At 44.9% G+C, this 12356-nt stretch carries 12 protein-coding genes; 8 read left to right on the forward strand and 4 right to left on the reverse strand.

Features of this window, described 5'->3' with window-relative positions; translation table 11 throughout:
- Positions 1-212: 212 nt before the first annotated feature.
- The 3 genes from NC996_RS00360 to NC996_RS00370 all read left to right on the forward strand — a co-directional run bounded on the left by NC996_RS00360 (position 213) and on the right by NC996_RS00370 (position 3194).
- Positions 213-494 carry an HU family DNA-binding protein gene (locus NC996_RS00360; RefSeq protein ID WP_190413637.1) on the forward strand — a complete coding sequence of 94 codons (282 nt, stop codon included), beginning with the start codon at positions 213-215 and terminating at the stop codon, positions 492-494.
- Between the two features lie 26 nt (positions 495-520).
- Complete coding sequence (cobD, locus tag NC996_RS00365; protein WP_190683175.1) at positions 521-1597, forward strand: threonine-phosphate decarboxylase CobD; 1077 nt, start codon at positions 521-523, stop codon at positions 1595-1597.
- A gap of 97 nt (positions 1598-1694) precedes the next feature.
- On the forward strand, positions 1695-3194 hold the full coding sequence (locus tag NC996_RS00370) for an NAD(P)/FAD-dependent oxidoreductase (protein WP_190683178.1): 1500 nt from the start codon (positions 1695-1697) through the stop codon (positions 3192-3194).
- Between the two features lie 24 nt (positions 3195-3218).
- Here NC996_RS00370 and thyX read toward each other — a convergent pair whose 3' ends face one another.
- Genes thyX through NC996_RS00385 form a run of 3 tightly spaced genes read right to left on the reverse strand, consistent with a single transcriptional unit; the run spans position 3219 to position 5128 of the window.
- Complete coding sequence (thyX, locus tag NC996_RS00375; protein WP_190683181.1) at positions 3219-3941, reverse strand: FAD-dependent thymidylate synthase; 723 nt, start codon at positions 3939-3941, stop codon at positions 3219-3221.
- Positions 3942-3953: 12 nt separating this feature from the next.
- Entirely contained in the window at positions 3954-4535 is a 582-nt protein-coding gene (gene dcd, locus NC996_RS00380) for a dCTP deaminase (RefSeq protein WP_190537077.1), read from the reverse strand.
- A gap of 56 nt (positions 4536-4591) precedes the next feature.
- On the reverse strand, positions 4592-5128 hold the full coding sequence (locus NC996_RS00385) for a P-loop NTPase family protein (protein WP_190413785.1): 537 nt from the start codon (positions 5126-5128) through the stop codon (positions 4592-4594).
- A gap of 303 nt (positions 5129-5431) precedes the next feature.
- On the opposite strand from NC996_RS00385, the gene NC996_RS00390 reads away from it, so the two are divergent.
- Entirely contained in the window at positions 5432-5995 is a 564-nt protein-coding gene (locus NC996_RS00390) for an adenylate kinase (RefSeq protein ID WP_190683184.1), read from the forward strand.
- Positions 5996-6063: 68 nt separating this feature from the next.
- Here NC996_RS00390 and NC996_RS00395 read toward each other — a convergent pair whose 3' ends face one another.
- On the reverse strand, positions 6064-7338 hold the full coding sequence (locus NC996_RS00395; protein WP_190683187.1) for a Mur ligase family protein: 1275 nt from the start codon (positions 7336-7338) through the stop codon (positions 6064-6066).
- Between the two features lie 163 nt (positions 7339-7501).
- Between NC996_RS00395 and NC996_RS00400 the strand changes: the two genes are divergently transcribed.
- The 4 genes from NC996_RS00400 (at position 7502) to NC996_RS00415 (ending at position 12352) form a co-directional block, all read left to right on the forward strand.
- Positions 7502-8200, forward strand: a complete 699-nt coding sequence (locus tag NC996_RS00400; protein WP_190683190.1) for a hypothetical protein — start codon at positions 7502-7504, stop codon at positions 8198-8200.
- 41 nt (positions 8201-8241) lie between these two features.
- Positions 8242-10158, forward strand: a complete 1917-nt coding sequence (locus NC996_RS00405) for a P-loop NTPase fold protein (protein ID WP_190683192.1) — start codon at positions 8242-8244, stop codon at positions 10156-10158.
- 95 nt (positions 10159-10253) lie between these two features.
- Entirely contained in the window at positions 10254-10895 is a 642-nt protein-coding gene (locus NC996_RS00410; RefSeq protein WP_190683195.1) for a Uma2 family endonuclease, read from the forward strand.
- An 8-nt stretch (positions 10896-10903) separates the two neighbouring features.
- The gene (locus NC996_RS00415) at positions 10904-12352 is read left to right on the forward strand and encodes a DUF1802 family protein (protein WP_190683198.1); all 1449 of its coding nucleotides are present in this window, start codon (positions 10904-10906) and stop codon (positions 12350-12352) included.
- Positions 12353-12356 lie beyond the last annotated feature (4 nt).

Raw genomic sequence — 12356 nt, forward strand, 5'->3', positions numbered from 1 at the left:
TCAAAAAACTCTTCAAATCTACATAACTTAAAGCTTTCGACGATCCATATCCAGCACGCAGACTTTAGAATAATGCAGTGAAACTTCGAGACAGCGAGAGTTTCAGCTTTTTTGAGGCTAAATTGCCCTCAAAGGCTCGTGTCTAAAGCCCCGATTGGGACTTTAGAGCTAGTCATAATCACGCCCGTACAAACCATTTGGAGTGACTAAACATGAATAAAGGTGAATTGGTTGATGCAGTGGCAGACAAGGCTTCTGTCACTAAGAAGCAAGCAGATGCTGTTTTGACGGCTGCCTTGGAAGCTATCATGGAAGCTGTTTCTTCTGGCGATAAAGTGACTTTGGTGGGCTTCGGCTCTTTTGAATCGCGGGAACGCAAAGCCCGCGAGGGTCGCAACCCTAAAACTGGGGACAAAATGGAAATCCCCGCAACGAAGGTTCCTGCATTTTCTGCGGGTAAGTTGTTTAAAGAAAAAGTTGCGCCCGAAGATTAACCACTCATCCAAAGCGGCAATCATCCTTGACTCGGCCTGTTCACGGGGGTAACTTAGCCTGGGCAGCTGCACTGGCAGGCTGTTCCCCCGACCTCATTGTTGATTTTTCTGCCAGTATTAACCCGTTGGGGCCTCCCCAATCGGCACTCGCGGCGATTGGGGCACATTTGGAGCGCTTACGTGCCTATCCTGACCCAGATTATGCCGAGTTGCGGGTGTCTCTGGGTCAGATGCACCAACTCCCGCCAGACTGGATTCTGCCTGGGAACGGCTCGGCAGAGTTACTAACCTGGGCAAGTTGGGATTTATCAGAACTGACAAGAACGTGTCTGGTGACACCAGCATTTGGCGATTACTGGCGGGCACTCCGGACGTTTAGCGCCAACGTACTTGAGTGCCCGCTTTCCGATTTTCGATCTTCGATTTTGGATTTACGATTCCCAATCCAAAATCCAAAATCCAAAATCCAAAATCCCCTTGGTCTACTGGTGAATAATCCGCACAATCCCACGGGTCAGATGTTTTTGCGGGAGACTCTAATACCTTATCTGGAGAAATTTGCGCTGGTGGTGATGGATGAAGCCTTTATGGATTTTCTGCCGCCTTCCCAGCAGCAAAGCCTCATTCCAGTGGTGCAAGACTACCCAAATTTGGTGATTCTGCGATCGCTCACCAAGTTCTACAGTCTGCCAGGGCTGCGCTTAGGTTATGCGATCGCTCACCCAGACCGCTTGCGGCGCTGGCAACAATGGCGCGATCCTTGGCCTGTCAACACCTTAGCCGCAGCCGCTGGTGTCGCTGTGGTACAGGATACACAATTTCAACAGCAAACTTGGGATTGGTTGGAACCGGCAAAATCCCGCCTGTTTCAAGGTTTGGCGCAAATACCGGGATTGCAACCGCTACCGGGTGCTGCTAACTTTTTGCTGGTTGAGTCAGAACAACCTAGTTCGCAAGTACAGGAAAAACTTCTCAAGCAGAGTAAAATTCTGATCCGTGACTGCTTGAGCTTTCCAGAATTAGGCGATCGCTATTTCCGAGTCGCCGTGCGTTCCGAAGTTGATAACCAGCGCCTAATCGACGGTCTAGCAGCAATTTTGTAATGGCTAATCGTTAATGGCTAATTGTTCATTTTTTCCGATTAGCCATTAACGATTAGCCATTAGCAATCAGCAATTAACAACTGACAAAGAACAAATCATGGCAGTTGAGTACGACTTAGTCGTAATAGGCGGCACGGAGGCAGGGCGTCATGCCGCAATTGCTGCTGCCAACCTGCAAGCCCGCGTCGCCTTAGTCGAACCCCAGCCACCTTCTGAGGGGCGCTGGCAATCGTCCTTACAGTTAGGGTCTCTCTATACCAAAGCTTTGACTCAGGTTAGGCGAGTGATTCACCCGCAAAGTGACTTCAATCGATTTGGTGCCCCCTGGAATCTGGCTAATTCTACAGAACAGCAACCCGTTCCAGGGGGGCGATTGACTGAGGCAATCCAGTGGGCGGATGGCGTCGTCTCCACTTTAGAAGAACAACATTCCCCAGCGATTTTGGCTTCTTTGGGTGTTGATGTCATTGTTGGGGAAGGTGAATTTTGTCGTAAACCTTACCTCGCTTTTGTCGTCAATGGACGGAGATTGCGATCGCGTGCCTACCTGATTGCCACGGGTTCTCGTCCGGGGATTGCAGCAATTGACGGACTCGAAGCTACTGGCTATCGGACGCCGATAGATATTTGGCAGCAATCCCCCGAACAGATAGCTGTAGACGCATCTCCTCGCCCCTGCTGGTTGGTTATTGGCGGTGGCGCATCTGGCACCGAACTGGCGCAGACTTTATCTCGGTTGGGCGCTGATGTCACGCTGGTAGTACGCAGTTCCCACATTCTGCCGAAAGAAGACCCAGAGGCGGCGAGAGTGGTGCAAGCACAGCTAGAAATTGAGGGTGTCCGCGTCCTGACTCAAACAGAGGTGACGCAAGTTAAACAAATTGACGGCAAAAAGTGGGTTCTAGCTGGCAACAAAGCGATTGAAGCCGATGAAATTTTGCTATGTACTCGACCGCAACCGAATGTCACAGCTTTAAACTTGGAAGGCGTTGGCGTCAAGATGAACCGGCGTGGGATGGAGTTGAACGAGAAGCTGCAAACAACAAACCCCCGGATCTACGCTTGTGGTGACGTTGCTGGGGGTTATCAAGCTGCCCATATTGCCAAGTACGAAGCCAGCATCGCCCTAAAAAATGCTTTGTTTGCACCCATTTTCAAAGTAGACTATCGTGGCATTCCTACAGGCGTTTTTTCTGAACCAATGCTGGCGCGGGTTGGCTTAACCGAGGCGCAAGCGAGACGCCAGTACGGTAAAGATGTCTTAGTGTTGCGGCAATATTTCAAGGCAGTAGCAGCAGCCCAGATATTAGGGGAAATCACGGGATTGTGTAAAATTCTGGTGCGTCGCAATGGAGAAATTCTGGGCGCAACGCTGGTGGGGATGGAAGCGGCTGAGTTAATGGGGGCGATCGCGCTGGCTATGCGACAGAACATAAAAGTAGATGCTCTCAGTCAGCTGCCTGCAATTTCCCCCACCTTATCAGAAATTATTCAACAAACTGCTAACGAGTGGCACCGACAACGACTTGAGAAAAATACCCGCCTGGAAGACCTCTTAGAAGGCTTTTTTAACTTCAGGCGGTCATGGTCTTCATAACCATATAAAGTTTATTTTGGCAAGCTATGGAGCTAATTTTGCCTTTTTTGCTCGGTTTTCCAAATACCATTGAGCGATCGCAGGTGTCCATTGTTCAAAATGAACCCAGAGCAATTCGCAAAACTTTTGTGCTTCAAGTTGAGCATCTTTTTTCCATCTCAGGTCTAAAAGATGCATGAGCGATCGCACATTACAACTCAGCACAAAATGCTGTCTGGCATCAAAAGGAATAATTCCTCTAGCGTGTTCTTCTGAAAGTCCTTCATCTATGCGTTTTTTATAATGTTTGCAGGCGTCTTTGCACCATTCCAAATCATCCTGACGCTGTTCCTCCGAATACAAATAGCGTTTTCCTTGACGGTTCGTATAGTTACCAACCGGACGTAAATAGAAAGCTTCTTCTATATCTAATTTGCCCTCTACAACATCAACAATTCTCTGTCCGGTATAACGGAAGGATTGTACATCAAAGCTCACGCCCACGCGATGAGTGCGGAGTTGCTGCATCATTGAATGCGGGAAATAACCCACATTAACAGTAATTTGAGGATGTTCTAGAGGGCCGTAATGTCCGCGATCGCCTGATAATAAATGTTTAATAATCAGTTCGCCGCTTCGCTCCTCATCAGGCCAGCGATCGCAACTATTCCAAACCAACTCTTCGGAGTAATCTTGATGCATTGCTGCCCAGATAACTTGTTGGGGATTCGGCGTGGCAGCAACTACCTCAACACGAAAGTATTTCACCTGAGTATTTCCTTATATCCGTGCTATAACAATTTTTTCCGGCTGATCTTGATATTTACCCTGACGAGATTCATAGCTCACCTCGCAAGGTTTACCCTCAAAAAATAGCAGTTGCACAATGCCTTCATTGGGATAAATACGGCAATCTGCATTTGATGAATTAGAAACCTCTAGGGTTAAATGTCCTCTCCAACCAGCCTCAGCAGGCGTTAGATTGCAAATAATCCCGCATCGTGCGTATGTACTTTTTCCAATGCACAATACAGTAATATTTTCGGGCACTTCTAGTCTTTCTAATGCCACTCCTAATCCATAGGTATGAGCTGGCAGAATGAAATAGCTACCATTCGCATCGGTATGGAGTTTTGTCGGCTCCAAATTTTCAGGATTAAAGTTTTTGGGATCGACGACTGTGCCAGGAATATGCCTAAAAATGTGGAATTCCACAGGCGAGAGCCTGATATCGTAACCAAAGCTGCTCAGACCAAACGAGATAACAGGTAAATCGTCCACGCGACGAACTAATTTAGGCTCAAAGGGCGAAATCATACCCTTTTGAGCCATTTCAGTAATCCAGATATCGTTCTTAATCACAGGTTCACAAGTAATCCCAACCGGAATACTAGGATAGCGTGAAGTGAGTGCATTCCCTACGGTCGGTGACTACGACGTATTTCAGTAATTTGATCGGCGACATCCAGAAGCGCTTGGGGCATTTCTGGGCCAGTCAAAATGATATCTACATGAGCAGGGCGTTTTTCAAGCAGCGCCAGTACCTCGGATTCGGGAATTAAGCCAAAGTTAATCGCTAAGCTCAATTCATCCAGAACGACGAGGGAATATTTGCCTTCGGATATTACTTTCTGGGTATGCTGCCAAAGCTGGAGTAAAGAGTGAGTTTCCGCTTCGTCGAGGTGCGGGGTATCAATGCAACGAGGTAAGTCGCAGCGAACCCAATCTAGATTTTGCCCTAAGCGCATGGGATGTTCGTGTCCCTGATTAATTCCGCCTTTGAGGAACTGAATTACTAAAACTGAGGTTCCTTGACCGGCAATTCGCAGCGCTTGCGCCATCACGCCAGTAAAAAAGCTGCGGTGAGCGCCGGTAAAAACTTGCACCAGTCCTTCAATAGTGGGGAGCAGGCGACGATCTGAATGAAGCGCTGGGGTTTCTAGCTGGGCAACCATAAGGCGAAGTTTAATCGTGAGGAATCTTGAAGAGCGAATCGCTTGCCCCAGAAAAGTTTGGTTAGCAAACGATATGTAGTGTATTTTTTTATTTTGCCTCATAATCAAACACTAGATATATCTATCCGTCAAGCCCGTTAAGTGTTGACTATCCTGTATTCGTTCTTGTATTAGTTCTTGGCTTCGTCAGTCTCGCTAAGCGCCCGAACAATGGCAAAATAGCCAGCATAGGCTTGGTTGAAAGCTGGATCAAAGTTCAGCTTCCGGCGATGCTTGATTCAATCACAGCAGGAGCAAGGTGCCGTGAGACTGATAATTCTAGGAGGGCCTGGGGCAGGTAAGGGAACGCAGACTGCATTGCTATGCAGTCACCTGGGGATTCCTGGAATTTGCACGGGCGACATTTTGCGGCAAGCGATCGCATCCCAATCTCCCCTTGGTATCCAAGCACAATCCTATGTAGAAAAGGGTGAGTTAGTGCCCGATCGCCTAATGATCGAATTTATGCGCCAGCGTCTCCAACAGCCGGATATTAAGGGTGGATGGCTGTTAGATGGCTATCCGCGTACTGCTTTTCAAGCAGAAGAATTAGATTTTTTGTTGGAAGATTTGGGGCAACATCTAGATTGGGCAATTTGGCTAGAAGTGCCAGAATCAGTGTTGATGAGCCGTTCTTTAGAGCGATCGCGTCCAGACGATCAACCAGAAATCGTAAAACGCCGCCTCGAATTATTCCAAGAACGCACGATTCCTATCCTGGAATACTACGAACATCGCCAAAGGTTATTGACTGTCAACGGAAACCAAACCCCAGAGCAAGTGCAGCACGATATTTTGTGCAAAAACTTGGCGGCGAGTCCTGAGTAATCCAGGGATTCTTCCTCTGCGTTACTTTGCGTTTACCTTAGCGTTCCTCTGCCTTGAAAATACAAGGATTATTTGGATGCAGCAGAGCGGTTTTGTTCCAGAAAATGACCTAGTAAATAAAGTGAACCACACAAAACTAATAAACTTTCTGGAGAAATCGCAGCTTCTAATCCAGCCGCAAGATCCGGGTAGGTGCGACAATCGGCTAATTCTGGGCAGATATTTTGAGCCAAGGTAGCTAAATATTCTGGCTCGGCGGAACTATGATCCGGGACGGGGACTAAATACAAGCGATCGCCCTTTCTGAGTAATGCACTAAAAATATCGGCATGATCTTTCGTAGAAAGCATCCCCATCACCCAATGGATCGGCGATTTATCCAGAGTATCGACATATTGACGCAACGCGATCGCGGCGGCTGGATTATGGGCACCATCGATCAATAACCGATGATTTTGCCAACTTGTCCACTGAAGACGCCCAACCCATTGAGTTTTTGCCATACCAGAAGCGATCGCTGCTTCTGAAATTTCCCAACCTTGTGAGGAGAGAATTTGGAGAGATGCGATCGCTAACGCCGAATTATTCAGCTGAAAATCTCCCAATAACGGCAAAGGATACTTTATCCTCTGATACTCCACCCTTCTTTCTTCCCCTGGCGTCTGCGTCTTCGCGGTTCCTAACTCCACCGCCGGTTCAGCCCAAACAACCGGACAATCCAGTTCAATGATCCGCTGCTGTACCACCGCCCTTGCCTCCTCTGGCAACTGTCCCACCACAGCAGGACATCCCGCCTTGAGGATACCGGCTTTTTCTCTGGCAATATCCGCTAAAGTAGGGCCAAGGTTCTGCCAGTGTTCTCGACTGAGAGAAGTAATAATTGTGACGAGGGGATTCGGGCATACATTCGTCGCATCCAGACGCCCTCCTAAACCCACTTCCACCACCGCTACATCTACCTGAGCTTGAGCAAAATACAACCAAGCGGCGGCGGTGATGACTTCAAACTGCGTCGGTGACTCTTCATCCGGTTGGATAGCTGCTTGGACTTGTAGCAGCAAATTTTCTAGCGTTTCCAGCGATATCGGCTGTTCGTTTAGACAGATGCGCTCGTTCCAATCGACTAAATGAGGGGAAGTATATCGCCCCACGCGATAACCTGCCTCGGTCAGCACTGCGGAAAGGTAAGCACAAACTGAGCCTTTACCATTCGTTCCAGCGACATGAATCACTGGTACTTTGTGGTGCGGGTTGCCCAAGTCTGCCAATAATTTTTGAATGCGCTCTAAACCGAGATGAACACCAAAGCGCTGAAACGGTTGAAGAATTGAGTCGATATCCACAAGCCACCAGATACTAACTTTTTTTAACCAAACTTAATGTTTTAGTAAATTGGCTTTTTTTCCGTGTCTCATCGCAATTTGCTTGAGAGTGACGGGAACTATAACTTTGGTTAGATTGAATGGGAATACTAATTGTAGATCGCAATTATCTGGAATTACTGAGATGACAACAAAAGAAAAATCAAAAGATACCACTAAAGGGTTAAGAGGTACGGAAGCTCACGCTAAAACTCGCGTGCTTCTTGCTTTGTGGGATTTGGGAGGAACTGATGAGGAAGTTAAAAAAGGTGATTTAACCGAAAGAGTTAAACGGACGAATGAGAAGGCAGGGGACTATCAAGGCGTTTTTGAACAGTTGCAAACATCTGGAGCGATCGCTATCTCCAGAAACAAAATATCCCTGTCTGGCAAAGGCGTTGAGATGCTTGGTGAGGGATTGAAAAATGTTGATTTCCAGTTTGACAGCCAAATTGGGGCAAAAACTGGTAATGCTTTGTTGAAGTGGCTCAGAGAGACGGGAACGCCAGTAAATGGGGCGACTGCTACATCGAATCAGGCAACCGAGAAAGCGATCGCATCCTACGACGAGTTTAAGCCTGTGGCGTTGGATGTCTACGAGCGGCTGAACCGGGATTATAACCTGGACAACTTGGTGCCGATTTACCGGATTCGGCGTGAGATTGGGGAGCGGGTAACGCGATCGCAGTTCAACGAGTGGCTGCTGGAAATGCAAGCCAACGATCTTGTCCAACTTATAGGTGGCGAGATGACAGACATCACACCTGATAAAGCTGAAGACTCGATCAAAACTGAACTTGGCGCAGTACGCTATTATGTCAAGCGCCTAAGTTCTAAAAATTGATCTAAATTCTTTTGTAAATTCGTTACCTCACACAATAAGCCATGACTAATTCTTCTGTTTCCTCCACTGAAGCCCTTAACGCTGCTCTTTTGAGTCAAAACCCGTTTGCTAAGCCTCCTTATCTTAATGCTACTGATGTTTGGGGTAAGAGTTTCACCGATATTGAAACTCTTAATGCCCATGCTTCTAATGCAGTTTTTCAGGCACTTGAGCAAATTAGTGCTGGTCAATATTCAACAACTTCAATAGTCATCTCTGCTCAGGACGGAACGGGTAAAACTCACATTATTAGCCGCATTCGCCATCGTCTACAAGATCAAGGTGGTGGGTTATTTGTCTACGCTGGCAAATATGGTGAGCTTTCCCAAATTAAGCAAGGATTTCAACGAATTTTAGCCGAAAGCCTGGGGAAAATTGGCTTTCAAGAGGTGACACAATGGCAGGAACTAGCAACAGAAATGACCAATCATGCTTTAAAAGCTGTCAAACCAAACCCTAAACTTTTTTCTTCTAAAGAATTAGTTGAACGTTTTAAGAGTAGCAAGCCACCTCAAGTCAAGAAATTGGTAAAAGATTTAACAAAAGCCTTTCCGAAAGCTAAAGATATTAACGATCCTGATATTGTCAAAGCGATTTTCTGGACACTTTCAGATGAAGAATCACTTTATGCAACCAAATGGTTAGAGGGTCAAGAACTAGCTCACCACAAATCTATTGAATTAGAATTACCTACCCAACGTCAATCTTTTGATGCAGTTCTGCAAATCCTAGATTTAATTAGTGAATACAAGGAACTCGTTATTTGTTTTGATGAGTTAGATACGCCTGATGCCTACGATGCTATTAGTGGTTTGCACATAAGCCAAATTGTTGCTGGTTTAATCAAAGATATGTTGCAAAACCTCAGTCGTGGTGTGATTCTAAGCGTAATGATGCCTGCTCAATGGAGTAATAAAGTAAAGCAGCTACCTGGCGGGGTTTATAATAAGGTCTCTGCTCAGGGAAATCCTATTGAATTAAAGTACATGGACGGAGAATCTATTGTTGAATTAGTTACTTTGTGGTTGAAAAAATATTACGAAGTACGAAACTTAGTTGCTTCCGATCCACTTTATCCATTCACAGAAAGCCAACTCCGCAACCTTGGTAAAGAAAAACCAACCATTAGAGAGGTTTTAGATTGGTGCAAAAAGAACTGTAATCCTCCAATTATAGGCCAGGTTGTAAAAGAAGAAGATCCAGTTGAAACTGCTTTTACAAAAGAGTTTGAGCAAGACCCAGAAAATTATTTAGATGATAATTCCCAACTTGCTGATGCTCTTTTATTTGGCTTTCAGACATTCATCGGACAGACAGTAGAAAGAGTAACCATTGAAGAGGTTACAGATAAAGTTTGTAAAAATAAAACAGACAAGCACCTCAATTTCAAGATAATTGGCAAAGAAAACGGACAACCTGTAAAAATTGGCGTTGCAGTTCTTCAGTATGCTGGTGGTGTCTCATTATCAACAGGTTTGGGCAAGCTGAATGACTATAAAAAATTTGATTTAACTAGAGGTTGTTTAGTTCGTTCCAGGTCTAAGAAAATGACTAAACCTATGGAATCCAAGTATCTTGAACCTCTAATTAGAGAACAAGGTGGAGAATTTGTGGAACTCAAAGAAAATGAGATAAAACCTCTAATAGCTATTCGTGCTGTCTATCAAAAGCGAGAAGTGGACTATAAGCTAAGTGAGGCTGAAATTATTAAGTTTATCACTGAGAAAGGAGCTGAGAAAATGCTGGGAAGCACTAACCCTTTGCTTAAAGAGATTCTCAGCGATCCATCTTATGAAGTACCTACGGATATGATTGAAGAAGAACCCATAGTTTCAGAGGAACCTATGACGTCTGATGTAGCTGAATCAGACAACATGGAAGAGGGAATCAACACCTTACTCAGCAAAATTAATGTTTGACTTCCGCATCAATTGATAATAAATATATCTTGAAAAGATCAATAGAGTATCCATCTGACCTTTTCAAGATATGTCTAATCAAAACTGAGAAATTTATGAGTACCATGCGGACAAAACTACCGACTGATACTTGGATTGTAGCTACATGGGATGAATTTATCCAAACCATTGAAGATCCAGCTTATCAAAAAGCTAAAGGCTACTACTCCAATAGACGAATGAGGATTGAAACTATGTCAGTAGGTCCCGATCATGCAAAAGATAATGGGATTATTGCTATTGCTGTCACCTTATTCGCCGCTCTCAAAAACATCCCACTGAATTGCTTGGATAACTGTAGCTACCGGAAAACAGGTGTTCGAGAGTGCCAACCTGATGTATCTTATTACATCGGAGAAAAAGCGCAAATGGTACCAATAGGAACGGCGATTGCTAATCTTGACATTACTCCACCGCCAGATATAGCTATTGAGATTTCTGACACTACCTTAGCTGACGACAAAGGCGAAAAACGATTGCTATATGAAGATATTAAAGTATCTGAATATTGGATAGTTGATGTGCAACAAGCTCAAATAATTGCTTTTGAAATCATCTCTAGCGGTAGTAGAAGAATTACTCAATCTCAAGTATTACCAGGTTTAAAAATGGCAGTATTAGAAGAGACTTTGCGCCGCAGTCGTCAAATGGCACACTCGCAAGTTGTGGCTTGGTTATTAACTCAATTTCAACAATAAAATGAAGTATGCCGTCAATTAATTCTGTAAATATTGATACTGCTTTAAAACTACCAGCGCCAGACGTTAAAGCTTTAAGTGAAGGGAGAGCGATCGCAGCCATGCCTCGGACATTCATTGATCCGGGGCGAAAATTTGCTCTTTATCCTGCTGATACTTCGATTAACTTGCTGCCAACAGAGCAACAATATCGCCCGAATTTTTTGTCTATCGCTCAAACTGAATTTACCCAGCTAAATTCTGAAATAGTCACAATTAAAGCTTGGGCTAGGTGCGAATTTTGCCAAATTATAGATAATTCTAAAGCGTTAGAAGCTTTGTCGCGGTTGACAATTTGGACAGAAGAAGCATTGCAGCAAATCCTGTCTCAACGTCCTTATATTTTTCTGGCTTATTTGCGAGTTTATCCGCTCCTTCATCCGCTAGAAGTTCCGGTAAATACTAAGGGTAATTTTGTTTCTTTACCGCATCTTCTGACTGTTACTGAATCTTCGCCTGTAGTGAGCGATCGCCTCTTCTCCCAACGCCGATACCAGCTAGAAAATCGACTACCGCCATCGCATCCAGAATTGGAAGAGTTGCAGAATGCGATCGCTCAGATGTCTATCACTGCTCCAGCATCTGAGAAATTAAATCACTATATCAAAACATTTTTAGGTTGGGCAAACGAACAACCTATCCAACAGCTTGATCCAGACCTTTCTTGGATTAGTACAATCAATGCTTTGGGCACTGCTACGACTGGCGGTAATTACGAAAAAGGCACAGCTTTTGAACAAATCGTCCATAAAAGCCTAGCCTTTTTAGGCTTTGGTGTTGACTCCAATGCTAAAGGCGGTGCAGGTGGTATGGACTTGTACTGTATAAAGCCTTATCCGTTAGTAGGAGAATGCAAAGCAGGTAAGAGTATCCCTGATGGTACAGTTGAAGAATTAATCAGAATTGGGACAAGACATCTGGGTGCAGATGGTTTTCAAGTAGCTGTTAAGTTAATTATTGGTCCTGGTCAACCGACACCTAATCTTCAAAAATCAGCCGAAAAGTTTGCTTTTGGAATCAGCATCATTAATCCTATGACTTTACAAAAGCTAGTTCAATTACAAGCTAAATTTCCTGGTTCAGTCAACCCAATTGAGCTAAAACCGTATTTAGTGCCTGGACAAATTGACTATAGGATCGATGAATATATTCAAAAAGTTGAAAGTAGTATTCGTCTGCGATCGCATCTAGTCCAGCTTGTAAAAAATTACCTGCAAAACACAGGTTTAGATAATGCTGGAGTTGAAGCTTTACATGGCGCATATTTTGGCTCCCATCCTCCTCAGCCATTAAAAACTGAGGAAATGCACGATATTCTGATTGAGCTTTCCTCACCTTTAACGGGATACTTGGGGCGAAAAAAAGGGGGTGATGGGAGCGATCGCTTCTATTTCCTCCGTGACTTGCCAGCCGCATAAGCTT

This window comes from Trichocoleus sp. ST-U2 (genome assembly GCF_039961875.1).
GTDB lineage: Bacteria > Cyanobacteriota > Cyanobacteriia > Cyanobacteriales > FACHB-T130 > FACHB-T130.

Excerpts from the sequence above, each read along its gene's own strand:
- NC996_RS00360 (WP_190413637.1), top strand. The coding sequence starts at position 213 with ATGAATAAAGGTGAATTGGTTGATGCAGTGGCAGACAAGGCTTCTGTC.
- NC996_RS00370 (WP_190683178.1), top strand. The coding sequence starts at position 1,695 with ATGGCAGTTGAGTACGACTTAGTCGTAATAGGCGGCACGGAGGCAGGG.
- NC996_RS00385 (WP_190413785.1), bottom strand. The coding sequence starts at position 5,128 with ATGGTTGCCCAGCTAGAAACCCCAGCGCTTCATTCAGATCGTCGCCTG.
- NC996_RS00400 (WP_190683190.1), top strand. The coding sequence starts at position 7,502 with ATGACAACAAAAGAAAAATCAAAAGATACCACTAAAGGGTTAAGAGGT.
- NC996_RS00405 (WP_190683192.1), top strand. The coding sequence starts at position 8,242 with ATGACTAATTCTTCTGTTTCCTCCACTGAAGCCCTTAACGCTGCTCTT.
- NC996_RS00410 (WP_190683195.1), top strand. The coding sequence starts at position 10,254 with ATGAGTACCATGCGGACAAAACTACCGACTGATACTTGGATTGTAGCT.
- NC996_RS00415 (WP_190683198.1), top strand. The coding sequence starts at position 10,904 with ATGCCGTCAATTAATTCTGTAAATATTGATACTGCTTTAAAACTACCA.